General features: G+C 75.6%; 21 protein-coding genes. 10 read left to right on the forward strand and 11 right to left on the reverse strand.

Annotation, left to right across the window (positions count from 1 at the left end):
* Positions 1-148: 148 nt before the first annotated feature.
* Positions 149-1,216 carry a substrate-binding domain-containing protein gene (locus KLI87_RS16775; protein WP_156220969.1) on the reverse strand — a complete coding sequence of 356 codons (1,068 nt, stop codon included), beginning with the start codon at positions 1,214-1,216 and terminating at the stop codon, positions 149-151.
* Between the two features lie 61 nt (positions 1,217-1,277).
* Here KLI87_RS16775 and KLI87_RS16780 point away from each other — a divergent pair, with 61 nt between their 5' ends.
* Positions 1,278-1,715, forward strand: coding sequence for a MarR family winged helix-turn-helix transcriptional regulator (locus KLI87_RS16780; protein WP_156220968.1), 438 nt, complete (start codon positions 1,278-1,280; stop codon positions 1,713-1,715).
* A gap of 14 nt (positions 1,716-1,729) precedes the next feature.
* Here KLI87_RS16780 and KLI87_RS16785 read toward each other — a convergent pair whose 3' ends face one another.
* Genes KLI87_RS16785 through KLI87_RS16800 form a run of 4 tightly spaced genes read right to left on the reverse strand, consistent with a single transcriptional unit; the run spans position 1,730 to position 6,593 of the window.
* Positions 1,730-2,701, reverse strand: a complete 972-nt coding sequence (locus KLI87_RS16785) for an aldose 1-epimerase family protein (protein ID WP_214617790.1) — start codon at positions 2,699-2,701, stop codon at positions 1,730-1,732.
* Positions 2,702-2,732: 31 nt separating this feature from the next.
* The gene (locus KLI87_RS16790) at positions 2,733-4,157 is read right to left on the reverse strand and encodes a DUF1116 domain-containing protein (RefSeq protein ID WP_156220966.1); all 1,425 of its coding nucleotides are present in this window, start codon (positions 4,155-4,157) and stop codon (positions 2,733-2,735) included.
* Positions 4,154-5,614: an FdrA family protein gene (locus tag KLI87_RS16795; protein WP_214617791.1), complete on the reverse strand. Its 1,461-nt coding sequence runs from the start codon at positions 5,612-5,614 to the stop codon at positions 4,154-4,156. The genes KLI87_RS16790 and KLI87_RS16795 overlap by 4 nt, the downstream gene beginning before the upstream one ends.
* A gap of 43 nt (positions 5,615-5,657) precedes the next feature.
* Positions 5,658-6,593, reverse strand: a complete 936-nt coding sequence (locus tag KLI87_RS16800; protein ID WP_308166041.1) for a DUF2877 domain-containing protein — start codon at positions 6,591-6,593, stop codon at positions 5,658-5,660.
* Positions 6,594-6,817: 224 nt separating this feature from the next.
* Between KLI87_RS16800 and KLI87_RS16805 the strand changes: the two genes are divergently transcribed.
* From KLI87_RS16805 to cutA, 5 genes are all read left to right on the forward strand, one after another.
* Positions 6,818-8,644 carry a PucR family transcriptional regulator gene (locus tag KLI87_RS16805; RefSeq protein ID WP_156220964.1) on the forward strand — a complete coding sequence of 609 codons (1,827 nt, stop codon included), beginning with the start codon at positions 6,818-6,820 and terminating at the stop codon, positions 8,642-8,644.
* Positions 8,645-8,851: 207 nt separating this feature from the next.
* Positions 8,852-10,303 carry a uracil-xanthine permease family protein gene (locus KLI87_RS16810; RefSeq protein ID WP_156220963.1) on the forward strand — a complete coding sequence of 484 codons (1,452 nt, stop codon included), beginning with the start codon at positions 8,852-8,854 and terminating at the stop codon, positions 10,301-10,303.
* Positions 10,304-10,314: 11 nt separating this feature from the next.
* Entirely contained in the window at positions 10,315-11,190 is an 876-nt protein-coding gene (locus KLI87_RS16815; RefSeq protein ID WP_214617792.1) for a xanthine dehydrogenase family protein subunit M, read from the forward strand.
* Positions 11,184-11,711 (forward strand): (2Fe-2S)-binding protein, encoded by a 528-nt coding sequence (locus KLI87_RS16820; RefSeq protein WP_214617793.1) that lies wholly within the window; start codon positions 11,184-11,186, stop codon positions 11,709-11,711. The genes KLI87_RS16815 and KLI87_RS16820 overlap by 7 nt, the downstream gene beginning before the upstream one ends.
* Positions 11,712-14,249 (forward strand): aerobic carbon-monoxide dehydrogenase large subunit, encoded by a 2,538-nt coding sequence (gene cutA, locus KLI87_RS16825; RefSeq protein WP_214617794.1) that lies wholly within the window; start codon positions 11,712-11,714, stop codon positions 14,247-14,249. It begins immediately after the preceding gene.
* 8 nt (positions 14,250-14,257) lie between these two features.
* Here cutA and KLI87_RS16830 read toward each other — a convergent pair whose 3' ends face one another.
* A complete protein-coding gene (locus KLI87_RS16830) occupies positions 14,258-15,103 on the reverse strand; it encodes a polysaccharide deacetylase family protein (RefSeq protein WP_214617795.1) in 846 nt (281 codons plus the stop codon).
* A 227-nt stretch (positions 15,104-15,330) separates the two neighbouring features.
* Between KLI87_RS16830 and KLI87_RS16835 the strand changes: the two genes are divergently transcribed.
* Positions 15,331-15,999, forward strand: a complete 669-nt coding sequence (locus tag KLI87_RS16835; RefSeq protein WP_214617796.1) for a carbon monoxide dehydrogenase subunit G — start codon at positions 15,331-15,333, stop codon at positions 15,997-15,999.
* Positions 16,000-16,151: 152 nt separating this feature from the next.
* Here KLI87_RS16835 and KLI87_RS16840 read toward each other — a convergent pair whose 3' ends face one another.
* The 4 genes from KLI87_RS16840 to KLI87_RS16855 form a co-directional block, all read right to left on the reverse strand.
* Positions 16,152-16,997 (reverse strand): ABC transporter permease subunit, encoded by an 846-nt coding sequence (locus KLI87_RS16840; RefSeq protein ID WP_214617797.1) that lies wholly within the window; start codon positions 16,995-16,997, stop codon positions 16,152-16,154.
* Positions 16,997-17,965, reverse strand: a complete 969-nt coding sequence (locus KLI87_RS16845; protein WP_214617798.1) for an ATP-binding cassette domain-containing protein — start codon at positions 17,963-17,965, stop codon at positions 16,997-16,999. Before KLI87_RS16845 ends, KLI87_RS16840 begins: the two co-directional genes overlap by 1 nt.
* A gap of 133 nt (positions 17,966-18,098) precedes the next feature.
* Positions 18,099-18,473 (reverse strand): FKBP-type peptidyl-prolyl cis-trans isomerase, encoded by a 375-nt coding sequence (locus KLI87_RS16850; protein ID WP_156220956.1) that lies wholly within the window; start codon positions 18,471-18,473, stop codon positions 18,099-18,101.
* Positions 18,474-18,561: 88 nt separating this feature from the next.
* Positions 18,562-19,002, reverse strand: coding sequence for a hypothetical protein (locus KLI87_RS16855; protein WP_214617799.1), 441 nt, complete (start codon positions 19,000-19,002; stop codon positions 18,562-18,564).
* Positions 19,003-19,296: 294 nt separating this feature from the next.
* On the opposite strand from KLI87_RS16855, the gene KLI87_RS16860 reads away from it, so the two are divergent.
* Both KLI87_RS16860 and KLI87_RS16865 read left to right on the forward strand, forming a co-directional pair.
* Positions 19,297-21,324, forward strand: a complete 2,028-nt coding sequence (locus tag KLI87_RS16860; RefSeq protein ID WP_214617800.1) for a hydantoinase/oxoprolinase family protein — start codon at positions 19,297-19,299, stop codon at positions 21,322-21,324.
* Positions 21,321-23,201 carry a hydantoinase B/oxoprolinase family protein gene (locus KLI87_RS16865; RefSeq protein WP_214617801.1) on the forward strand — a complete coding sequence of 627 codons (1,881 nt, stop codon included), beginning with the start codon at positions 21,321-21,323 and terminating at the stop codon, positions 23,199-23,201. Before KLI87_RS16860 ends, KLI87_RS16865 begins: the two co-directional genes overlap by 4 nt.
* Here KLI87_RS16865 and KLI87_RS16870 read toward each other — a convergent pair.
* Positions 23,117-23,800 (reverse strand): uridine kinase, encoded by a 684-nt coding sequence (locus KLI87_RS16870; protein WP_374225451.1) that lies wholly within the window; start codon positions 23,798-23,800, stop codon positions 23,117-23,119. The two genes, KLI87_RS16865 and KLI87_RS16870, sit on opposite strands and share 85 nt — an antisense overlap.
* A 57-nt stretch (positions 23,801-23,857) precedes the next feature.
* Here KLI87_RS16870 and KLI87_RS16875 point away from each other — a divergent pair, with 57 nt between their 5' ends.
* Positions 23,858-25,252, forward strand: a complete 1,395-nt coding sequence (locus tag KLI87_RS16875) for an acyl-CoA synthetase (protein ID WP_214617803.1) — start codon at positions 23,858-23,860, stop codon at positions 25,250-25,252.
* The last annotated feature ends 35 nt before the right edge of the window (positions 25,253-25,287 follow it).

Below are 25,287 nucleotides of genomic sequence, written 5' to 3' on the forward strand. Positions count from 1 at the left end.
TTGGGGAAGTATCTGTCAATGACGGATCCGGCGGACGGAAGCGCCGTGGAACCGGCATCGGAACCGATGCCCTCGATTGCGAGGACGAATCGGATCGGCGGAGGTCAGACGGTGGATTCCCCCCGCCGGCGGGGGAGGACGGGCGGAATCAGAGGCAGTGGATGACGTCGAAGTCGAGGCCGTCGGCGGCGGCGAGGAAGACCCGCTGGCGCAGGTGCCGGTCGCGCATCTCGACCGCGCCGCGCGGGCCGTCGTAGCCGAGCCCGTCGGAGACCGCGCGCATCCGGCGCGCGTCCACGCTCTGCGCCCGCCGCGCCAGCTCGCTGAACAGCCGGACGCCCTCGTAGCAGGACTCGCCCAGGCTGTTGAGGACGGGCGCCTCCGCCCCGAAGCGGCGGTGGTAGCGGGCGCCGAAGTCCAGGCCCCCGGCGGTCGGCAGCGACTCGAAGTAGCCCGCCGCCGCGAACAGCCCGCGGGTGCTGTCGGCGCCGGTGGCCAGCAGCATGTTCTCGTCCATCAGCGGGCTGAAGCGGACCAGGTCGCGGTCGAGCCCCGAGCGCGCGAACGCCCGGTTGAAGGCGACCGCGTCGTCGCCGACCAGCAGCATCAGCACCCCGTCGGAGCCGCTGCGCGCCAGCCGCGCCAGCACCTCGCCGTAGTCCTGCGTGCCGAGCCCGACGAAGAACTCCGCGCTGATCTCGCCGCCGAGGCCGTCCAGGTAGCCGCGGATCGCCCCGGCCGTGAGCCGGGGCCACACGTAGTCGTCGCCGACGATCGCCCAGCGGCGCACGCCCAGCTCGTCGGCGAACCAGCGCAGCGCGGGCCGGAGCTGGCGGCCCGGCGTCTCGCCGGTCAGGAACACCCACGGGGCGCGCTCCCCGCCTTCGTAGAGCGGGGTGTAGACGTAGGGGACCCGCCCGGCGACGCGCGGCGCGACCAGCTCGCGCACGGCCGAGATGTGCCAGCCGGTGACGGCCTGGACGGCGCCGGAGGAGACCAGCGAGTCGACCTCCGCCGCCACCCGCTCGGGGGCGGCGCCGCCGTCGACCACCGTGAACCGCACCTCGCGGCCCAGCACGCCGTGGTGCCCGTTGATCTCCTCGGCCGCGAGCCGCGCGCACAGCTCGCAGGACGGGCCGAAGATCCCCGCGGGGCCCTGCAGCGGTATCACCAGCGCGATCGTGAGCGTTTCCGTGTCGCCGGGCGTCGAGACCATCGGCAGGTCCGCATGGTTGAGAGGTGAATAATTCGTCTGTGAACGGTACCCTGTGCCTCCGATGGAGGCAATAAGCACAGGACGCAGCGAAAGGGACTTTTCCCAGCTCCTCGCGCTCGTCGACCGCCGGGTCGCGGCGCGGCTGGCCGCCGTGCTCGCCGAGGGCGGGCGCGGGCTTGACGAGTGGCGCGTCCTCGGGCTGCTCGCCGACGGCCGGGGCCACGCGATGACGGAGGTGGCCGAGCACGCGATGCTGCCGCCGCCGACGCTCACCAAGCTGGTCGATCGGATGGTGTCGGCCAACCTCGTCCACCGCCGGGTCGACGACGCCGACCGCCGCCGCGTGCTGGTGTTCCTCACCCCGCGCGGCCGCGAGACGCACGAGACGCTCGCCGGGGCGGTCGACGCGGAGTGGGCGCGGCTCGCCGACGCCGTGGGCCCGGAGGAGATGGCGCTGCTCGGCGCCCTGCTCTCGCGCGTCGCCGCCCGCCTGGCCTGAGGCGTCCCGCGCGCTCAGGGCGCGACGGCGTGGATCCCCCAGGTGCCGGTGAAGACCGCGCCCGGCGCCAGCTCGATGACGTCCTCGCCCGACACGAACGCGTTCGGCGGGCACGTCATCGGCTCGACGGCGAGGCCCGCGCGGGGCTCGGCCGCCTCCTCGGCGGTGTAGATCTGCGTCCACGGGTGCGCCTCGTCCGACCAGAGCGCCACCGCGCGCCCGGCGCCCGCCAGCGTCACCGTGGAGCGCCCGTCGCCGTCGCGGGCGAGGCCGGTGAAGGTGTTGTCGATCAGCCGGTCGCCGAGGAGCGGGCCCGTGCGCAGGTCGCGGTCGGTGCCGGTGACGTCCAGCGGCGGGCCGGAGGGGAGCTTGCGCGGCCCCACCGGCAGGTACCGGTCCGCGAGGAAGGTGACCGTGCACGCGTCGATCGGCACGCCGACGGTCAGGTACGGGTGCGCGCCGTGCCCGTAGGGGGCGGTGGCGTCCCCGCGGTTGGACGCGGTCAGCCGGACGGTGAGCCCCCGCTCCTCCGACAGCGCGTACTCGACGTCCAGGTCGAGGCGGAACGGGTAGCCGGCGGTTCCGAGCAGCCGGTGCCGGAGCCGCACCCGGTCCGGCTCCCGCAGCACCGCCCGCCACGGCGCCCAGCGCACCAGCCCGTGGATGGCGCAGTCGTGGTCCGGATCGGAGACGTCGAGCCGGTGGGTCGCGCCGCCGTAGGCGTAGCGGCCGCGGTCGAGCCGGTTCGGCCAGGGGGCCAGCAGCTGCCCCGACGCGGCGGGCGCGTTCTCCCCGGCGCCGTGGGCCAGCACGAGCGGCCGCCCCTCGTGGGTCAGCTCGCGCAGGGCGGCGCCCGCCTCGGTGACGACGGCCTGGTACGGCCCGGCGATGAGCGCGTGCTGCTCACCGGTGATCGGCCCGGTGGTGGTCGGCCCGGTGGTGATCGGCCCCGTGGTGGTCGGCCCGGTGGTGGTCGGCTCGGTCATGTGCGGGACGCTACCCGGGGGCGGCCCCGCGTCAGGCCGTTTCGGCGAGGGCGCGCAGCGCGTCCTCGAAGACGTTCGCGGGCGGCTCGACCAGCCCCGCGCCGACCTGGCCCGTTCCGGCCTCGCGTCCGGCGATCCCGGTGTCGATGACCGGGAGGATCCCGGTGCGGACGACGCGGGTCACGTCCACGCCGACGGGGGTGCCCCGGAACGACAGCAGCGGGATCTGGAGCGCCGGGTGCTCGGCGAGCGTGATCTCGTACATCCGGCGGGTCGCGGCGACCGCGTCGGGCACCTCGCCGCCGACGAACCGGACGATCGCGGGCGCGGCGGCCAGCGCGAACCCGCCCATCCCGGCGGTCTCGGTGATGGCGGAGTCGCCGATGTCGGGGTTGGCGTCGTCCGGGCCGTGGTCGCCGAGGTAGAGGCCGTGGGGGACGTTCGCCGGGCCGGTGAACCAGCGGTCGCCCGTGCCCGACACCTGGATGCCGAAGTCGGTGCCGTTGCGGGCCATCGCGACGACCATGCTGGAGCCGGGGACGCCGCGCGCCGCGTCCGCCGCCGCCTTCGCCGCCGCCATCCCCGCGTTCAGGAAGAAGTGGTCGTTGCCCGCCGCGAACCGCAGCGCCTCGGCCGCCCGGTCGCGGTGCACCTCCGGCGCGGCGGCGAGGTCGGGCGCCAGCTCGCGCAGCAGCAGCGACGTCGCCGCGCGGTTGCGGTTGTGCAGCTCGTCGCCCATCTGGAGCGCCTGCGCGATGACCGACAGCAGGTCCAGCGGGCCGTGCCGGCGCACCGCCGCGCGCAGGGCCGGGCCGAGCACCTCGCCCATCCAGGTGAGCCGCTCGATCACCTCGGGCCCGTACGCCCCGTACCGCAGGACCTTCCCGAGGCCCTCGTTCAGCGAGCAGTACGACCTGCCGCCGTGCTCGGCGTCCTCCACGACCAGCATCCACATGGACGGGCTGACCACGCCCGCCATCGGCCCGACCGCGCCGTGGTGGTGGCACGGCTCGAACGTCGCGGCGCCGCGCGCCAGCGCCCGCTCGGCGCCGAGCGGCGTCTCCGCGAGCCCCTCCAGCAGCATCGCGCCGATCAGCGCGCCGCGCATCGGCCCGGACGCGCGCTCCCACTCCAGCGGCGGCCCCGCGTGCAGGAACGCGCCGGGCTCCAGGCCGAGCGCCTCCCGCGCGGGGCGCACGTCCACCAGGTGCGGGCGCGCGGTCACCATCCGGCCCACCGCGCGGGCGTTGGCCTCCGCGCGGCCGGGGGCGCCGAGGACGGCGGCGAGCGCCGCGTCCGTCCCGGGCGGGGGCGGACGCCAGTCGACGGGCTCGACCCGCACCGCCTGGTCCGCCAGCGCGTCCGCGAGCACGTCCACCCCGGCGGTGACGACCACCGGCTCGCGCGTGAGCAGGCCCCCCAGCGGGTGCCGCTCCGCGCCGCTCGTCCCGCTCATCCCGGGGCCCCTTCCGCGCGCTCCAGCGCCTCCACCAGCTTGACGGCGCGGCGCGCCGCCTGCGCGTTGGAGGCGTACACGTCGGCGCCCGCCTCGCGCAGCGCCGCGGCCTGCCGGTCGCGGTCCTGCGGGTCGGCGGGCGTCCCGCACAGCGACACCACGGCCGCCAGATCGGAACGGTCCCTCAGCGCGGCGGCCAGCACCGGCGCCAGCGCGGCGGCGGGGTCGGGCTCGGCGCCGAAGCCGAGCACCACGTCCAGCAGCAGCACGCCCGCCTCCGGGTCGGCCGCCGCGTGGGCGAGCGCCTCCAGCCGCAGCGACGGGTCGATCATCGGGTGGGCGCGGCCCCGGGTGAAGGCGTCGCCGCCGAAGTCGACGAGGGAGTGGCCGCGCGCCTCCAGGTCCCAGCCGAGCCCGGCGCGGGCGATCACGGCGGCCTCCTCGCGCAGCGTCCCGCCCGCGAACAGGCCGCGCAGCTCCCGCCCCGCCACCGCGGCGGGGCGCCGCCGGGCGGGCCAGCGCGGCCAGCGCGGCACCGGGCGGCCGAGCGCGCGCAGCGCGGTCTCGGCGGCGCGGGTCAGGTCGTCCTCGCCGGGCATCGGCAGCGCGAACACCACGGGCGTGTCGAGCCGCCGCGCCGCCTCCCGGATCAGGTCCGCGACGCGCGGCGCGGGCGGTTTGGAGACCAGCAGGATCAGCTCGGTGCCGGGGTCGGCGTCCAGGGCCGCCAGCGCCGCGAGCGCCGACCGGCCGCTCACCTGCGAGGACAGGTCGCGCCCGCCGACGCCGAGGACGTGACTGACGCCGGTGCCCGCCGCGTCCAGCAGGCACATGAGCTGCTGCGCGCCCGTCCCGGACGCGGCGACGATCCCCACCGGGCCCGGCCGGACCGCGTTGGCGAACCCGAGCCCCGCGCCGCCGACGACCGCGGTGCCGCAGTCGGGGCCCATCACGATCAGTCCGCGCCGCGCCGCCGCCTCCTTCAGCGCGATCTCCTGCGCGAGCGGCACCCCGGCACTGAAGATCATCACGTTGAGGCCCGCGTCGAGCGCGTCCATCGCCTCGGGGAACACGCCCGGTCCGGGCACCGACAGCAGCGCCACGGTCGCCTCGGCGCGCGCCGCCGCCGACGCGGTCGTGCGCGCCGCCGGGGCCTCGCCGAGCAGGCCGCCCCGGTCGGGGACGCGGGACGCCTCGCCGAGCAGGCCGTCCAGCGCGGTCCGCGCGGCCTCCAGCGCGGCGGCGTCGCGGGCGCGGATCGCGACGACCAGGTCGCCGGGCCCCGTCTCCGCCGGGACGTCGAAGCCCATCCGCCGCATCGTCTCGACGTTGAGCGGGGTGCCCATCGCCGCCATCGCGCCGTCCACGCCGTCCCGCTCGGACACGGCGCGGCTCACTCGCATCAGCGTCACCGAATCGTGGTAGCCGCCCGGCCGCACCTCGACCCACCGGCTCACCCGCGCCCCTCCCGAACGGCCGTCCGGCGGACCGCGCGAACGCTCATGCGGACGCCCTGCGCGTCTGGCGCGCCACCGCGGGCGCGCAGAGCGCGAGCGCGGCGCGGCAGCCCGCGAGGACGCCCCAGGCCAGGTCGGCGCCGGAGGTGTGGCCCACCGCCAGCAGCCGCCGCACGGCCGGGGCCGCCGCCTCGTGCCCGGCGACGCCGCGCAGCACCGCCGCGACCTCGCCGCCCGCGCCGCCCGCCGCCGCGAAGTGCAGCAGGGTCGCGGCGAGCGCGGTGGTGCGCGTGCCCGCGTCGGCGGTGACGGCGGCGCCGAGCCAGTCGGCCAGCCGCACGGCGGGGCCGCCGCCGGTGACGGCCGCGCCGACGAGCCGCAGCGTCACCAGCAGCCCGGACAGGATGTCGTCGCCGCTCGGCGTGAGCCCCGGGCCGAGCCCGACGATGCGCTCGGCGGCCTCCACCGCGCCGGCGAGGTCGTCCGCCGCGCAGCACTCGGCGAGCCGCGCGGGGTCGGGGTGCCCGGCGAGGCCGCCTCCGGTCATCCCGGCGGCGGCGAGCGCGGTCTCCAGCGCGCGGACGCCGCGGGCCAGCTCGGCGGGGCGCATCCCGCCGAGCGCGGGCGAGGGGTCCCACCAGCGGCGGACCCGCACGCTCAGCGGTCCGACCTCGACGCGGCCGTCGCCGACCCACGCCTCCCCGCCCTCGCGGATCGAGCGGAACGGCTGGTCGCGGCGGGCCGCGCCGACCACCATCGCGTTCGGCAGCCGGTTGGCGTCGGAGCCGACCACGGCCACCACGCGGGGCTCGCGGTCGCCGCGCGTCTCCAGGTAGACGGCGGACGGGAACACCGCGAGGACGCGCGCCGCGCGGCGCGGCGCGTCGAGCAGCGGGCGCAGCGCCAGGCTGGCGGCGCCCGCGGTCTGGGGGCGGGAGCCGTGCCGAAGCGGGATGGGCTCGCGTACCAGGGCAGTCACGGATCCTCCCGAGGCCGGGGTCGGATGCCTTCCGCCGATGCCTCCACCGTGCGGGCGGCCCGGCCTCTGCGCAGACGCTAGACCGCGCCCCCCGACGGTCGTATGGGGAAAGCTGCCAAGGATGGTTGTCATCGTTCGTCTTTGTTGTCAGGGTTGATCAGGAACTGGTAGCGATCTCGCCGCAATGGGCGATGTACGCACCAAAAGGCGAGGTGACCCCTGGCATGAGTTACACCACTGCGGACCCGGGCCCACCGGCCCTCAGGCTCGCGAGCACCGGAACGCTGACCTACGGCCTCTCCGTCGGAGAGGTCCTCGGCGTCAGCACCCTCAACGGCGCGCGCCTCATCGCGGGCCGTGCCGGCCTCGAACGCATCGTGCAGCGGCTCAACGTGATGGAGGTCCCCGACATCCTGTCGTGGGTGAAGCCGAACGAGCTCCTCCTCACCACCGGCTACCCCCTGCGCAACACCCCCCAGTCGCTCGACAACCTGGTCGCCGACCTGGACGAGCGCGGCCTCGCGGCCCTGGCCATCAAACTGGGCCGCTACCTGGAATCGCTCCCCGCGGAAATGATCGCGCAGGCCGACCGGCGCGGCTTCCCTCTGATCCTGCTCCCCAACGACGTCGGCTTCGACGACATCCTCAACCAGGTACTGACCGACATCCTGAACCGGCAGGCCGCCGTGCTCGCGCGCACCGAGGAGGTGCACCGCGCGCTCGTGCAGATCGTGCTGTGCGGCGGCGGCCTCCAGGAGGTCGTCGACGAGGTCGCGACGCTGCTCGACGTCGCCGTCGTCGTGCTGGACGGCGAACAGCGGGTGCTGGCCGGAGCCGGCCCCGACGAGCACGTCCAGGCGATGCGTGCGTTCGACGCGGGCCGCCACACCGCGTGCGGACGCGGCGGCTGCGGCATCACCGGCGCGCACGGCACGTCCGACCACCTGGTCGTGCCCGTCGTCGCGGGCGGGTTCGACCACGGCCGCATCATCGCCTTCAGCCCGGGCGGCACGCTGCGCGGCACCGACCTCGGCATCCTGGAGCGCGCCGCGACCGTGGCCGCGCTCGTGGTGACCAAGCAGCAGGCCGTCGCGGCGGTGGAGAGCAAGTACCGCGCCGACTTCCTGCGCGACATCCTCGCCGGCCGCGCCGGCGAGGACGACCGGGTCGTCGCGCACTGCGACGGGTTCGGCTGGGACCTGGACCGCCCGATGATGGTGGTCGTGGCCGAGCTGGACGGCCGCCCGCGCGGCGGCGCCCCGGGCGCCGAACCCGAGGGCCGTGCGGCGCGCGACGCGCGGCGCCGGGCGGCGGGCGCGTCCATGGGCACCGCCGTGGGCGCCGCCATGGGCGCCGGGGCCGAGCCCGACGGCGGGGCGCGCGGCGTCCGCGGCGCCGAGGAACGCTCCGCCCAGGAGCGGCTGGCCGCCGCGTGGACGATGGCCGTCCGGCGGCACGACAAGGGCGCGGCGGTCGCGAGCTTCGCGCACGAGGTCGTGGCCGTGATCGGCGCCGACGGCGACGACCCGGCGGAGCTGTCGACCGGTCCGGTGCAGGCGATGGTCAAGGAGGCGTCGTCGGTGTTCGCCGAGCACCTGCCGGTGCGGCGGACGTTCTCGACCGGCATCAGCCGGACGGTGACGTCCCCGGCGGAGCTGCCCGAGGCCTACGAGCAGGCCGTCAAGGCGGTGCGGGTCGGGCGCCAGCTGCACGGCGCGGGCGCCCGCGCGCACTTCGACCAGCTCGGCGTCTACCGGCTGCTGAGCCTGGTGTCGGACCCGGAGGAGCTGCACGCGTTCGTCCGCGAGACGCTGGGCGACCTCGCCGCCGACGACGAGCCCGAACTGGTGGACCTGCGGCGCACCCTCCAGGTGCTGCTGGAGACCAACCTGAACGTCGCCGAGACGGCGCGCCGCCTGCACTTCCACTACAACACGCTGCGATATCGCATCGGGAAACTGGAGCGGATGCTCGGGGCCTTCACCGAGGACGCGCATCTGCGGCTCAACCTCACCCTCGCCCTGCACGTGCTGCGCATGCGTGGCATCTGAGCGTAGCGGCGCGCGGCGCGGCGGGATCCCACCGACACGCGCCGTCCTCGGCATGCCCTCACCGGCCCGGGGCCGACGGAAGGCGGCCCCGGCCACCGGTCCTCCGAAACCGGTCCGCGGGCTTTGGCAGATGTCGCCGGTGCCCGCTCACCTGGGTAGATCTACCTTGCCCGCAGGAACGCGGGGCGACGAGCCGGGGAGGGCCGCATGTCGATCGGCTGGAAGCTGCACGGCGACGGGCGGACGCCGCCGCCGGGCGAGGTCGTCGGTCCCGGCGAGCGGCTGACCTGGCCCCGCACCGCCGGGATCGGCGCGCAGCACGTCGTGGCGATGTTCGGCGCGACGTTCGTGTTCCCCGTCGTGATGGGCCTGGACCCCAACCTGTCGATCATGATGTCCGGGGTCGCGACGATCCTGTTCCTGCTGGTCGTCGGCGGGCGGGTGCCGAGCTACCTCGGCACCAGCGCCTCGTTCGTCGGCGCGGTCGCGGCGATCCGCGCGGCGGGCGGCGACAGCGCGACCGTGACCGGCGCGATCCTCGTCGCCGGCCTCGCGCTCGCCGCCGTCGGGCTGACCGTGCACGTCCTCGGCGGCGAGGTCGTGCACCGGCTGTTCCCACCCGTGGTGACCGGCGCGGTCGTCATGCTGATCGGGTTCAACCTGGCGCCGGTCGTCGCCACCGTCTACTGGCCGCAGGACCAGTGGGTCGCGCTGGGGACGCTGGGCTTCGCCGTCCTGTGCACGGTGCTGCTGCGCGGGTTCTGGGGGCGGATCTCCATCCTGCTGGCGCTGGTGTTCGGGTTCGCGCTGTCGTGGCTCCTCGACGCGACGGCCGGCAAGATCACCTCCGTGCTGCCCGGGCAGAACCTGCTGGACGCCTCCGGTAAGGCGTGCCGCGGCGAGGGGCCCTACTGCGTCGCGACGGCGTTCCCGCACGACCGGCTGAGCTTCTCCGGGGTGGACGCCGCGGACTGGTTCGGGTTCCCCGACCTGCACGCCCCCGACTTCAAGACCTCCGCGATCCTGCTGGCGCTGCCGCCGGTCATCGCGCTGATCGCCGAGAACACCGGGCACGTCAAGGCCGTGTCGGCGATGACCGGCGAGAACCTCGACCCCGTCCTCGGCCGCGCGCTCACCGCCGACGGCGCCGCGACCGCGCTCGCCACCGGCCTCGGCGGCTCCCCGACCACCACCTACGCCGAGAACATCGGCGTGATGGCCGCGACCCGCATCTACTCGACCGCCGCGTACTACGTCGCGGCGGTCGTCGCGATCGCGTTCGGGCTGTGCCCGAAGTTCGGCGCGCTGGTCGCGGCGACGCCGGGCGGCGTGCTCGGCGGCATCACCGTCGTGCTGTACGGGATGATCGGGCTGCTCGGCGCGAAGATCTGGATCGAGAACCGGGTGGACTTCGGCGACCCGGTCAACCTCGTCCCGGTCGCGGCGGCGGTGATCCTCGCGATCGGGGACGTGCGGCTCGACATCACGGACGACTTCCCGCTCCAGGGCATCGCGCTCGGCACGGTCGCGGTGCTGGTCGGGTACCACCTGCTGAACGCGGTGGCGCGCCGCCCGGAGGGGCGGGGCGGCGGCGTCATCGCGCCCGACGAACGCGAGATCGGCGGGCCGGTCCGCCCGCCGACGTCGGGCGCGGGCTGAGGGGGCCGCCGGTGAAACCGCCGCCGTTCCGCTACCACGCGCCCCGCACGCTGGAGGAGGCGCTGGACGTCCTCGCCGCCGACCCGTCGGCGAAGGTGCTCGCCGGGGGGCAGAGCCTCGTCCCGCTGCTCAACATGCGGCTGGCCGCGCCGTCCGCGCTGGTCGACATCAACCGCGTCGCCGGGCTCGACGTCCTGCGCGTCCGGGACGACGGCGTCCGCGCGGGCGCGCTCGCCCGGCACGCCCGGGTCGAGCGGTCGGCGGAGGCCGGCGCCGTCCAGCCGCTGCTGCGCCTCGCGCTCCGGCACGTCGCGCACCCCGTCATCCGCAACCGGGGGACGGTCGTCGGGAGCCTCGCCCACGCCGACCCCGCCGCCGAGCTGCCCGCCGTGCTGGCGCTGCTCGGCGGCACCGTCGAGGTGGCCTCGGCGGCGGGGCGCCGCACCGTCCGCGCGGACGCGTTCTTCCGCGGCCCGCTGGAGCCCGCGCTGGAGCCCGGCGACCTCGCCGTGTCGGCGTTCTTCCCGGCGCTGCCGCCGCGCACCGGCGCCGCGTTCGCCGAGACGTCCCGCCGCCACGGCGACTACGCGCTCGCGGGCGCCGCCGCCACCGTCGCGCTCGACCGCGACCTGCGGGTCACCTCGGCCCGCGCCGCCTACCTCGGCGTCGCCGCGACCCCGCTCGTCCTCGACCTGACCGGGGCCGCCGGGCCCGCGGGGGACTGGGCGGCGGCGTCCGCGCACGTCCTGGAGCGCGTCGAGCCGGAGGCCGACATCCACGCGAGCGCCGACTACCGGCGGCACCTGGCCGGCGTGCTCACCGCGCGCGTGCTGCGCGCGGCGGCCGCCGGAGCCCTACGTGACCTGCGGAAGGCGGAGGGATGCTAGAGGAGCCGCACGACATCGCGCTGACCGTCAACGGCGTCCACCGCACCGCCCGCGCGCCCGCCCGGCGGCTGCTGTCGGACCTGCTCCGCCACGACCTCGGGCTGACCGGCACGCACGTCGGCTGCGAGCACGGCGTGTGCGGGTGCTGCACCGTCCTGCTGGACGGCGATCCCGTGCGCTCGTGCCTGCTGTTCGCCGTCACCGCCGCCGGGCACGAGGTCACCACCGTCGAGGGCCTCGCCGCGCCGGACGGGACGCCCTCGCCCGTGCAGCGCGCCTTCCGCGAGTGCCACGGGCTCCAGTGCGGGTTCTGCACGCCCGGGTTCCTGTGCACGGTCACCGCGCTGCTGCGGGAGACGCCGCGCCCCACCGAGGACCAGGTGCTCGAAGGCATCTCGGGGAACCTGTGCCGCTGCACCGGGTACCAGAACATCGTGAAGTCGGTGCGGCGCGCCGCCGAACTGGCCGCCGCCGACGGGGCCGCCACCGACGGGGCCGCCACCGACGAAGGGACCGCCTAGATGGGGACGCGCGTGTTCGGCGAGCCCGTTCGGCGCCGCGAGGACGCCCGGCTCCTCACCGGCCGGGGCCGCTTCCTCGACGACCTCGGGCGGGACGCGCTCGCCGCCGCGTTCGTCCGGTCGCCGCACGCGCACGCCCGCGTCCTCGACATCGACGTCATGGACGCGCTGGACGTCGACGGCCTGGTCGCCGTCTACACCTCCGAGGACCTGCCCGGCGGGGTCGGCGAGCCGCTGCCGCTGCTCATCCCGCACCCGGCGCTCACCCACGGCCGCACCGCGTACCCGCTGGCGCGCGGTATCGTCCGGCACGTCGGCGAGCCCGTCGCGATGGTCGTCGCCCGCGACCGCTACCTCGCCGAGGACGCCGCCGAGCGCGTCCGCGTCGAGTACGAGACGCTGCCCGCCGTCGTCGGGATCGAGGCGGCCACCAGGGCCGAGCACCTCGTGCACGACGACGTGCCGGGCAACGTCGGCGCCGTCCTGGTGCAGGAGACCGGCGACGCCGCGGCGGCCGTGGACGCGGCGCCGCACCGGCTGGAGTTCCGGCTGTCGATCGAGCGCAGCGCGTCCACGCCGCTGGAGGGGCGCGGCGTCTACGCGCGCTGGGACGCCGACGACGGGTCGCTGCGCGTGTACACCTCCACGCAGGCGTCCACGGGCGTCCGCGCCGCGATCGCGGCGCGGCTCGGGCTGCCGAACGGCAAGGTCGAGGTGATCGCGCCGGACGTCGGCGGCGGCTTCGGCGTCAAGATCGTGCACCCGTGGCCGGAGGAGGTGCTGGTGCCGTGGGCGGCGCGGCTGCTCGGCCGCGAGGTCAAGTGGGCCGAGGACCGCCGCGAGCACTTCGTCTCCGCGGCGCACGAGCGCGGCCAGGTGCAGGACGTGCGGGTCGGGTTCGACGGCGCGGGCCGCGTCCTCGGCCTGGACGTGCGCATCCGGCACGACCACGGCGCCTACACCCCGTACGGGATCATCGTCCCGATCGTCACCTCCACCCAGCTCCTCGGCCCCTACCGGATCGGCGCGTACCGGGCGGAGGTGACGAGCCTCTACACCAACACCGTGATGGTCACCCCGTACCGGGGCGCGGGCCGCCCGCAGGGCGTGTTCTGCATGGAGCGGACGATGGACCGCATCGCCCGCCACCTCGGCCTCGACCGCGCCGACGTCCGCGCCGCCAACCTGATCCAGCCGGACGAGTTCCCCTACGACCAGGGCCTGACGTTCCAGGACGGGCGTCCGCTCGTCTACGACTCGGGCGACTACCCCGAGCTGCTGCGCCGGGCCCGCGAGCTGGTCGGCTGGGACGGCTTCGAGGCCGACCGCGCCGCCGCCGCGTCCCGGGGGCGCCGCGTCGGCGTCGGCATCGGGATCTACGTCGAGGGCACGGGCGTCGGCCCCTACGAGGGCGGCCACGTCGAGATCGACACCGCCGGGCGCGTGCACGTCTCGACCGGGCTGACCTCGCAGGGCCAGAGCCACGAGACCGTGTTCGCCCAGATCGCCGCCGCCGAGCTGGGCGTCCCGCTCGCGGACGTCCGGGTGACCACCGGCGACACCCGCCGGTTCGGGTACGCGGTCGGCACGTTCGCCTCCCGCGCCGCCGTGATGAGCGGCAACGCGATCGCGCTGGCCTGCCGGAAGGTGCGCGCCAAGGCGCTGCGCATCGCGGGCGAGGCGCTGGAGGCCGACCCGGGCGACCTGGACATCGCCGACGGCGTCGTCCACGTGAAGGGCGACCCGTCGGCGTCGCTCCCGCTGCGGACGGTCGCGGTGCTGTCGAACCCGCTGCGGTACGCCTTCGACGCCGAGACCGCCGCCGCGACGCAGTTCGCGACCGGCCGCCCGGTGACCGAGCCGCCCGTCGCGCCCGGGGACGAGCCGGGCCTGGAGGGCCGCGACTACTACTCGCCGGTCCGCTCGACGTTCGCGGCGGGCGCGCACGCCGCCGTCGTCGAGGTCGATCCGGACACCGCCGAGATCGCGATCCTGCGGTACGTCGTCGTCCACGACTGCGGGCGGCTCGTCAACCCGATGGTGGTCGAGGGCCAGATCCACGGCGGCGTCGCGCAGGGCGTCGGCGGCGCGCTGTACGAGCGGATGGTCTACGACGGGTCGGGGCAGCTGCTCAACGCCTCGTTCATGGACTTCCTCATGCCGTACGCGACGGAGGTGCCGCGGATCGAGACCGACCACCTGGAGACCCCGTCGCCGCTGAACCCGCTCGGCGTGAAGGGCGCGGGCGAGGCGGGCGTGATCCCGGTGTCGGCGGTGATCGCCTCGGCGGTCGAGGACGCGGAGGGCATCCGGATCGACGCGATGCCGCTGTCACCCGACGACCTGTTCGCACTGCGCAGGCAGGTGGAAAGCGCCGGCGGGGTTACTTCGGCCGGAATGGGCGAGAGGGGGGTCTCCGACCTTGGGGGTGGTGCTGGCGGGGTTGCTCGGGGAGCGGGGGACCTCCAACCCCGCCAGCGTGTTGACGATAACGCGGTGGCCGCACGCCAGCGGCGCAACCGGGATACGTCCGGGTAGGTCGGGTTTCAACCACCCGCGGGGGCGTCGGGGGCGGTGCCGCCGAGCGAGGCCGGGAGGTAGTTCTGGACGGCGGCGGGCCGGAACCCCTGCTGCCTGATCCAGCCGAGGATCATCTGGAACTGCTGCGCGAGCCCCTTGCGGTAGTGCATGAGGACGATGTCGCCGGGCTTGAACTCCTTGCCCGTGCCGTCGCCGCGCGCGAAGCCGTTGAGGCCGACGCCGGGGCCGGTCGTGCCGTTGTAGAACTCGGCCGACCACAGCAGGATCGACCTGATCCCGCACTCCTTGGCGACCTTGCGGGTCGTCGCGTTGAAGCTGCCGAACGGCGGCCGGAAGATCTGCGGCGTCCGGCCGTACTGCTGGGCGATCGCCGCCGAGGAGTCGCAGATCTGCTTCTTCTGCCCCTCGGGGCTGAGCGTCACCATGTTCGGGTGGCTGACGGTGTGGTTCTCCATCGGCGAGCCCGCGTTGCGCATGGCCCAGAAGTACTGGCCCTCGCCCTTGATGTAGGTCGAGGTCAGGAACGTCATGATCGGAACCTTCTCCTTGCGGACGAGGTTCACGAACTCGGCGTCGTAGGTGTAGCCGTCGTCGATGGTGAGGAAGACGACGCGGTCCTGCGTCTCGATGCGGCTGATGACCGGCGGGAGCCCGTCGGCCGAGGGTTTGGGCATCGTCCAGGAGCCGGGCTTGGGCGCCTCCCACTTCTGGTCGGCGAGCGCCGCGCTCAACTCCGTCCGCACCGAGGGGCCGGAGTGCCCCGCCTGCGCCCGCAGGACCGGCCAGCCGCCTGCCGCCACGCCGAGCGCGGCGGCGACCGCGATGGCGATGACGGGCGTCTTCCCTCGCATCAGCCGCGTTCTCCGTTTCAGTTGGGGGACTTCCGTGGGACGTCGTCGTCCCGCAACGGTTGACGCGGCCGGGGGGCCGGTAGTTCGCGCGAGACGCGGAGTTAGCGGACATTCTGGCCATTCCCGGGGCCGCGCGCCCGGAACCGGCCGATGCTCGGCGTGTACGCGGCGCGCGATCGGCAAGTGTTGCCGTTCGGCGGGGCGGCGGCATTCCCTAGAGTCGGGTCATGCAGGTCACAGGCAGTGCCACCGTCGCCGCGCCGCTCGCCCGCGTCTGGGACGCGCTCCAGGACCCGGCGGTCCTCGCCCGCACGATCCCCGGCTGCCACTCGCTGGAGGAGACGGCCCCGGGAAGCTACCGCATGACGATATCGGCGGGCGTCGCGTCCGTGCGGGGTACCTACGTGGGACGGGTCGAGCTCACCGACCCCGATCCGCCCAGCGCGTTCACGCTCCGCGCGCGGGGGCAGGGCGCGCCCGGCACGGTGGACGCGACGGTGCGGGTCCGGCTGTCCCGCGACGGCGACGGCGACGGAACCGGGGACGGCGGCACGGGCGGCGGTTCGACGCGCGTCGACTACGACGCCGACGCGGTCGTCGGCGGGATGATCGGCGGCGTCGGCCAGCGGATGCTCGGCGGCGTCGCCAAGCGGACGGCGGGCGAGTTCTTCGCGGCCGTGGAACGTGCCCTGACCGAGCCCGCCGCCGCTGCCGCACCCGAGGCCGGACCCGGGCCCGCCGCGGCGTCAGGTCGCGTCCACGCGGGCCGGGCCGCCGCGTCCCGGGGGTCCGGCCGGATCCCGGTCTGGCCCATGGTCGCCGCGTTCGCGACCGGCGGCCTCGTCGCGCTCGCGGGCGTCGCGCTCGGCCACCTTCTCGGCCGCCGGGCCCGCTGAGCGGCGGTGCGCCCGGCCCGGCCGAGGAGCAGCGCCGCGACCGCCGCGAACATCGCCGCGATGCCGGACAGGCGGGTGGCGACGACGCCGTAACCACGCCGCGGCCGTGCCGAGCGCGGCCGTCCTGCGCGCGGGCGCGCCGCGGGAGAGGCTCACGCGTCCCGCCGCTCGAACAGGGCCAGCGCGGCGGCCAGCACCGCGAGCGTGTAGAGGGCGAACAGGCCGAGGCCCGTCCACGGCGCGAGCTGGTCCGACTGCCGGACAGGCGACAGGATCGCGTTCCCCGCGTTGGACGGCAGCACCTTGTTGACCTTCTCGCCCCACGCGCCGGGCAGGAACCCGCCGACGATCCCGAGGACGAACATCAGCACGAACACCGCGACGACCGACCCCGCGGTGTGCCGCAGCAGCGTCCCGACGCCGAGCGCCAGCACCGCGATCAGCGCGAGGTACACGCCGCCGCCCACGACCGAGCGCGCCATGCCGGGGTCGCCGAGCGAGCCGTCGAGGTCCTTGGAGGCGAGGATGCCCTGGCTGACGAAGAAGCACGCGAACGACACCGCGATCCCGACGAGCAGCACGACGGCGCCGAGCACGGCGGTCTTGGCCGCGAGGTAGTGGGCGCGGCGCGGCACGGCCGTGAGCGCCGTCCGGATCATCCCGGTGGCGTGCTCGGAGGTGATGACCAGCACGCCCAGCGCCCCGAAGACCACCATGCCGAAGTAGAACGCGACCTGCGTGGGGAGCATCGGCGTGAACGTCGCGCGGTCGTGCTCGCTCATGTCGTCGAAGGACGCGCTGAACGCCAGGGCCCACAGCGCGGAGAAGCCGATGAGCACGACCGCCCCGGCGAGCAGCGTCCAGAACGTGGACTTGACGGTGCGGATCTTCGTCCACTCGGCGGACAGCACGTGCCCGAACCGCACCCGCCGATCGGCCCGCGCGCCACCGGGCGGCGCGGGCGGCGCGGGCGGCGCGGGCGGCGCGGGAGCCGCCATCAGCGCACGCCATCCGGCCTCGGCCCCCGCGCGGGCGGCGGGTTCGGTGGCGGCGCGCCGCTGGGGACGCCCGCGTGGTACTCGACGGACTCGCCGGTCAGCCGCATGAACGCCTCCTCCAGCGACGGCTGGACGGTCGCCAGCTCGTGCAGCCGCAGCGCGTTGTCGGCGGCCAGGTCGCCGATCAGCGCGGCGGGCGCGCCGAACACGCGCAGCGACCCGTCCGGGCCCGGCTCGGCGCGGTGGCCGCGCGCGGCCAGCAGCCGCGCCAGTTCGGCGGCCTGCGGCGACCGGACGAGGACGTGGCTGGAGGCGTTGGCGTCGATGAACTCCCCGACCCCGGTGTCGGCGAGGATCCGGCCGCGCCCGATGACGACCAGGTGCTCGGCGGTGAGGGCCATCTCCGACATCAGGTGGCTCGACACGAACACCGTGCGGCCCTCCCGCGCGAGCCGCCGCATGAGCGTCCGGATCCAGAGGATGCCCTCCGGGTCCAGGCCGTTGACCGGCTCGTCGAACATCAGCACGCCCGGATCGCCGAGCAGCGCGGCGGCGATGCCGAGCCGCTGGCCCATGCCGAGCGAGAAGCCCCGGGCCGGCTTGCGCGCGACGCTCTGGAGCCCGACGAGGCCGAGCACCTCGTCCACGCGGCGGGCGGGGATCGCGTTGCTCCGCGCGAGGCACAGCAGGTGGTTGCGGGCGCTGCGGCCGCCGTGCACTGCCTTCGCGTCCAGCAGCGCGCCGACCTCGCGCAGCGGCGCGCCGAGCGAGCGGTACCGGCGGCCGTTGACGGTGACGTCGCCGGAGGTCGGCCGGTCCAGGCCGAGGATCATCCGCATCGTCGTCGACTTCCCGGCGCCGTTGGGGCCGAGGAACCCGGTCACCCGTCCCGGCAGGACGGTGAACCCGGCCTGGTCGACGGCGGTCTTCTCGCCGAACCTCTTCGTCAGCCCCCGCGCCTTGATCATGCGTCCCTGATACCGGAGCGCCCGGACGCGGAAACGGCACGGCGGGCACCCGGGGACGGATTTCACCCCCGGATTGCCCGCCGTTGGACGTGCCCGCCGCCGGGCGCGTCCGAGCCGGTCACCGTACCGCCGGTTACTTCACTTCCAGCAGGTCCACCACGAAGATGAGCGTCTCGCCCGGCTTGATCGCCGGGCTCGGGCTCCGGTCGCCGTAGGCGAGGTGCGGCGGGATGACGAGCTTGCGGCGCCCGCCCACCTTCATCCCGGCGATCCCCATGTCCCAGCCCTTGATGACGCGCCCGGCGCCGAGCTGGAAGTCGAAGGTGCCGCCGCGGTTCCAGGACGCGTCGAACTCCTCGCCCGTGGACCAGGACACGCCGACGTAGTGCATCGACACGGTCGCGCCCTTGACGGCCTCGTCGCCGTCGCCCTTGGTGATGTCGGTGATGTCGAGGTGCTCGGGCGGCTGGCCCTCGGGGAAGTCGATCTCGGGGCGTTCAAGCGCCATGAACGTGCTCCAGCGTCTCGTCGGTTCGGAAACCGCCCAGCCTAGCCGCCCGGCACCCGGACCGCGCCCGCGGATCAGCGGGTGCGGGTCAGCACGCCCGGACGTAGTAGACCGGCCCGAAGTCGTACGGGCCCGACTCGCCGGGGGCGACGTCCTTCAGGACGTTGCGGCCGGAGCCCTTCAGATAGCCGTGGGCGCCGCCGGTGTTGGAGTTGTGGTAGAGGCCCTCGCCATTCCACCTCCGCAGCGTGAAGTCGCGGCAGCGGTAGAGCGAGAAGACCTTGCCGCCCTCGTTGGCCCACACATTGGTGTAGATGCAGAAATGGCCGGACGGGCAGGGCGTGCCGTTCTGCTTGTCGATCCAGGCCCAGCAGTCCTTGCTCTGGTTGATCGCGCACTGGCCGACGCCGTCGACCGAGGCGTTGTCGTTTCCGCTGTTCAACCCCGTCGTCTGGTGCGTGGGGGCGGTGACCCGCGTGCCGTCGGCCCGCGCGGCGGAGTCCTGGGCATAGGCGGTGCCGGTGCTCATTCCGGCGACGATGACCGCCACCGCGGCGGCCGATCCGAGGGCATTGCGAAATGCGAAGCGCGCCATGGGAGACTGCCTTTCTTGGTTCGGTTGACCCGGTAAAGGGTTCGGTCGGCGCGGGGTCCAACAAGCATTGCCCCCGCGGCGCTTTGATCGCAATCCTCGGCCTTGGCCGGAAGTTGACGGCCTTTCACATTTAAACAATGGCAGCGGGCCCGGCCGCGAACGCGCGGCGGGCGACTTGGCAGGTTGTGGGGGTTTCGCAGGTGGGCGCGGTTCGGTAGACCCGTGGTCATGACGAGGCGGCTGCGGATCGGGATCGACACGGGCGGGACGTTCACCGACGTCGTCGCGCTCGACGAGGACACCGGCGAGATCATCACGACCAAGACGCCCTCGACGCCCGCCGACCCGGCGGAGGGGTTCGCGGCGGCCGCGGCCGAGGCGCTGCGGCTGGCGGAGGCGGCCCCGGCGGAGGTGACGGCGCTGGTCCACGGCACGACCGTCGCGACGAACCGGCTGCTGGAGGACCGCGTCGAGGGGCTCGGGTTCGTCACGACGGAGGGCTTCGAGCCGCTGCTGGAGATCGCGCGGCAGAGCGTCCCCGACGGCTACGGCAACAGCTACTTCTGGGTGAAGCCGCCGCGGATCGTCCCGGCGCACCTGGTGCGGGGCGTCGGCGGGCGGATCGACCACACCGGCGCGGAGCTGGCGCCGTTCGACGAGGAGTCGGCGGTGGCGGCGGCGCGGTTCCTGCGCGCGGCGGGGGTCGAGGCGGTCGGGGTGTGCTTCCTGCACTCCTACGCCGACCCGTCGCACGAGCTGGCGATGCGGGAGGTGCTGCGCCGCGAGCACCCGGACGCGGCGGTGTCGCTGTCGTGCGAGGTGCTGCGCGAGTACCGCGAGTACGAGCGCGCGGTGACGACGCTCGTCGACGCCGCCGTGAAGCCCGAGATGGGCGGCTACCTCGCGCGGATCCGCGCGGGCGCCCCGTCCCGTCCGCTGGTGATGCAGAGCAACGGCGGGGTGCGGTCGGCCGGGGAGGTCGCGCGGCGGCCGGTCACGACGGTGCTGTCGGGACCGGCGGCGGGCGCGCTGGGCGCGGCGTTCGCGGTCGGCGGGTCGGTGGTGACGCTGGACGGCGGCGGCACCTCCACCGACGTCGCGGTCGTGCTCGACGGCGAGCCCGCCCTCACCACCGAGGGCGCGGTCGGCCGCCACCCCGTCCGGATCCCGATGGTCGACATCGTGACGGTCGGGGCGGGCGGCGGGTCGGTGGCCTGGCGGTCCCCGGAGGGCGCGCTGCGGGTCGGGCCGCGCAGCGCGGGCGCCGACCCGGGCCCGCTGTGCTACGGGCGCGGCGGGGCCGAGGCCACGGTGACCGACGCGCACGCCGTTCTCGGCCGGATCCCGCCCCGGCTGCTCGGCGGCCGCGTCCCGCTGGACGTGGACGCGGCCCGCGCCGGCCTCGCGGTGCTGGCCGAGGAGCTGGGGCTGGAACCCGAGCGGGCCGCCGCCGGGATCCTGGAGATCTCGGCGTGGAACCAGGCCAACGCCATCCGCCGGATCACCGTCGAGCGCGGGCTGGACGTCCGCGACTACCCGCTCGTCGCGTTCGGCGGGTCGGGGCCGCTGCTGGCGTGCCGGCTGCTGGACGTGCTGGACCTGCCGTCCGCCGTGATCCCCCACAACCCCGGCAACCTCTCGGCGTTCGGGCTGCTGACCGTGGACGTGCGCGGCGACCACGTCCGCACCCGCGTCGTCCGCGACGACGAGCTCGGCCCGGCGCTGCTCGCGGAGGTGTTCGCCGACCTGGAGGGCGAGGCCGCCGCGGCGCTCGCCCGCGAGGGGTTCGGCGAGGACCGCCGCTACGCCCGCTCCGCCGACCTGCGCTACCACGGGCAGGCGTTCGAGGTGCGGGTCGCCGCGCCGGACGGACCGCCGGGCGAGGAGCTGCGCGCCGAGACGGTGCGGCGCTTCCACGACGCCCACGAGGCCCTGTACGGATACTGCCACCGCGGCGACCCCCGGCACCCCGTCGAGTGGGTCAACCTGCGGGTCTCGGGGATCGGGCCGCTCGCCCGGCCCCCCGTGCGGGAGCGGCCGCCGGGCGACGGCGACGCGTCCCGCGCGGTCACCGGCACCCGCCCCGTCCACTTCGACTCCTGGGAGGACACCCTCGTGTACAGGCGTGACGCGCTCCGGCCCGGCGATGTCGTGCGCGGCCCGGCGGTGATCGAGGAGTTCGGCTCGACGGTCCCGCTGCACCCCGGGTTCCGGGCGACCCTCGACCGGCTCGGCGCCCTGGTGGTGACCCGGTGACCGCCCCGAGCCCCGGCGGGGGGACGGCCCCCCGCGAGGACCCGGTCCTGGTGGAGATCGTCGAGGGCACGCTGGCGGCGGTCGAGCGGGAGGTGGAGACCGCCATCGCCCGGACGGCCCGCTCCCCGATGATCCGCGACGCGCACGACTTCCGCGCGGGCGTCCACGACCGGCGCCTCCGCAAGCTGACCGGACGCTCCTACTCGGCGCTCGTCCAGCCCGTGGCGCGCGACTTCCCGCCGGAGACGATGCGTCCGGGCGACGTGTACTTCCACAACGACGTGTACCTGTCGGAGGGCGGCATCGGGCACCTGCCCGACCTGTGCGTGACGGTCCCGGTGTTCCACGGCGGCGAGGTGGTCGCGTTCGTCCAGGCGTTCGGCCACCACGACGACATCGGCGGCGCCGTGCCCGGCTCGATGCCGAGCCACGCCCGCAGCGCCTTCGAGGAGGGCCTGATGGTCCCGCCGATCAAGCTGTGGGACCGGGGCGTCCGCAACGAGGCGGCGCTCGCCATCATGACCCGCAACTCGCGCACCCCGGCGTCGCTCGCCGGCGACCTGGACGCCGAGTGCTCGGCGTGCCTGATGGGCGCGCGGCGCCTCGGCGAGCTGTTCGCGCGCTACGGCCGCGCCGAGGTGGAGGGGTGCTTCGACGCCATCATCGACCGGACGACCCGCGCGTTCCGCCGCGAGCTGCTCGCCAAGCTCCCGGACGGGACGTTCGTCTGGGAGGACTACGCCGAGCACGACGGCGTCGACCCGCCCCGGCTGCACGCGCAGCGGATCACGCTGACCGTCGACAAGGCGGCCGAGGTCCCGCTCGTCATCGACTTCACCGGCACGTCCCCGCAGGCCAGAGGCCCGATCAACCACGCGGGCGACTACGCCGACGGGGTCTTCCTGAAGAAGTGGCTGGCGCCCGTCCTGCGCAACCTCGCCGACACGCCCGAGCGGGCCGCCGAGCTGGAGGTCAACGAGGGCGTCGTGCCGCTGATCGAGATGCGGTTCCCCGAGAAGGGCACGCTGCTCACGCCCGTGTTCCCGGCGCCGACCAACGCCCGCACGTTCGTGATCCTGCGGCTGCTCGGCGTGCTCGCGGGCGTGCTCGCGAAGGCCACCGGCGGGCGGATGCCCGCCGACCAGGAGACGATCCGCTACACCGGCGTGCACGGCGAGGACGACCGGGGCCCCTACCTGATGCGCGAGGTGCTCGGCGGCGGCTCGGGCGGCCGCCCCCACGCCGACGGCGAGGACACCGTCCACATCGTCCCCGACTCCCGCAACATCCCCGTCGAGTTCGCCGAGGCGCGCTGGCCGCTGCTCGTCGAGCGGCTCGGCCTCGCCGTCGACTCCGGCGGGCCGGGGGAGCACCGGGGCGGCCTCGGCTACGACAAGCGCGTCCGGATGCTCCGCGACGCGCACTTCATGTCGATCGCCGACCGCTCGATCCTGTCGTGCTGGGGCGTGAACGGGGGCCGCGCCGGGCGCCCGTTCCGGGTGGACGTCGACGGCGCGGAGCTGGAGGGGCTCGTGGACGACCATCCCGTCCGCGCCGGGCAGGTCGTCCGCGTCCGCACGACCGGCGGGGGCGGCTGGGGCGACCCGCTGAACCGCCCGCCGTCGCGCGTGGCCGACGACGTGCGGGACGGGAAGGTCTCCGTCCGGGGCGCCCGCGACGACTACGGCGTCGTCATGCGGGGCGCGGCGGTCGACGCGGCGGCCACCGCCGCGCTGCGGGCGCGGCTGCGCGCCGAGCGCGGGCCCGCGCCGTTCTTCGACCGGGGGCCCGGCTACCCGCTGCTGTCGGGCGGCGCGCCGTCCGCCGACGTGGACGCGCTCGACTTCAGCCCGCCCGAGGACGGGTCCGCGGGGTAGACGCGGAAGCGGTGCGGGGTGAAGGCGGCGCCGTCCACGTGGAGGTCGGCGCGCTCCCGCGTGCGGTCGGCGGCGAAGAACGCGGACTCGTGGGACGCCCACAGGTCCCAGTCGCCCGCGTACTCGGCGCCGTCGCGGGCGACGGCGCGGGCCCGGCGCAGCTCGCGCGGCGCGTCGATCCAGACGCGGAACGCGGCGGGCGACCCCGCCCAGGCCGCGCCGACGCCCTCCACCAGCAGGACGGGCGCGGGCGGGATCTCCTCCTGCGGCCCGTACCGGTCGCGGTGCCAGTCGTAGCGGCTCAGCCGGGCGGGCCGCCCCTCGCGCAGCGGCGCGAGCACCGCCTCCTCCAGGGGCCGCCACCAGGTGAGCGGGTCGGCGTCCCAGGGCACGCGGAAGTCGTCCGAGCGGACGACCGGCGCTCCGACCAGCACGGCCGCCAGGAATCCCGCGAACGTGGACTTGCCCGCGCCGCTCGGGCCGTCCACCGCCACCAGCCGCGCCGGGCCGCACGAGGGCGGCAGCGCGAGCAGGCGCGCGGCGAGCCCGGTGTAGGTGGTCGCGGGGCTGGGCGGTGTGGGTTGCGGCACGGACGGCATACTTCCAGGTGGCTGCGCGGGATCGGCGGAGCCGGACCCTGAGGGAGGTGGCGCGCGATGGACCTGCTCGGCGGGACGGGCGGCCCGGTGCGGATCGCCGGCCGCGGCCTGGAGCGCGAGGCGCTGCTCGGGTGGGCCGCGGCCGTGGCGAAGGAGATCGCGGGCGCGGACGCCGTCGCGGTGCACGCCACCGCGTCCCTGGAGACGGCCGCCGCGGTCGTCGGCGGGCTCCTCGCGGGCGTGCCCGTGGTGCCGCTCCCGCCCGACTCGGGCCCCGACGAGCGCGCCCACATCCTCGGCGACTCGGGCGCGGGCCTGCTGCTGGCCGCCCGCGCGGAGGCCCCGCCCTCCGGCCCGCCGCTGCTCCCGGTCGACGAGCTGCCGCGCGACGGGTCGTTCTCCGCGCCCGAGCCGCCCGCCGACGCGACCGCGCTGATCCTCTACACCAGCGGGACGACCGGCGCGCCCAAGGGCGTCCTCGTCGCCCGCGGCGCCATCGCCGCCGGGCTGGACGGGCTGGCCGAGGCGTGGGCGTGGACCCCCGACGACGTGCTCGTCCACGGCCTGCCGCTGTTCCACGTGCACGGCCTCGTCCTCGGGCTGCTCGGGCCGCTGCGGGTGGGGTCGCCGCTCGTCCACACCGGGCGCCCCCGCCCGGAGGCGTACGCGGCGGCGGCGCGCGAGGACGGCGGCAGCCTGTTCTTCGGCGTCCCCACCGTCTGGTCGCGGACCGCGGGCGACCCCGCCTCGGCCGAGGCGCTGCGCGGCGCGCGGCTGCTGGTGTCGGGGAGCGCGCCGCTGCCCGTCCCGGTCTTCGAGCGGCTCGCCGCGCTCACCGGGCACGAGCCGGTCGAGCGGTACGGGATGACCGAGACCCTGATCACGATCAGCGCCCGCGCCGGCGGCGAGCGGCGGCCCGGGCACGTCGGCACCCCGCTGCCGGGGGTCGAGACGCGGCTGGCCGCCGAGGACGGCGGCCCCGTCCCGCACGACGGGGAGACGCCCGGGGAGCTGCACGTGCGGGGGCCGCTGCTGTTCAAGGGCTACCTCAACCGCGCCGAGGCGACCGCCGCGTCGTTCACGGCGGACGGCTGGTTCCGCACCGGCGACATCGCCGCGATCGGGCCGGACGGCTGGCACCGCATCGTCGGCCGCGCGTCCACCGACCTCATCAAGAGCGGCGGCTACCGGATCGGCGCGGGCGAGATCGAGAACGCGCTGCTCGCGCACCCGGGCGTGCGGGAGGCCGCCGTGGTCGGCACGCCGCACGCCGACCTCGGCGAGCAGGTCACCGCCTACGTCGTCGCCGACGGCGTGGGGGAGCGGCAGCTCATCGACTTCGTCGCGGCGCGGCTGTCGGTCCACAAGCGCCCGCGCGTGGTGCACCTGGTCGGGTCGCTGCCGCGCAACGCGATGGGCAAGGTCGTCAAGACCCGCCTCGGCGAGCCGTAGGCGGATGACAGATGTCACGCGGGAGGGCTGACAAC

Origin of the sequence: Actinomadura sp. NEAU-AAG7 (assembly GCF_018603865.1) — a bacterium.
In the GTDB taxonomy this organism is placed as follows: Bacteria; Actinomycetota; Actinomycetes; order Streptosporangiales; family Streptosporangiaceae; genus Spirillospora; species Spirillospora litoris.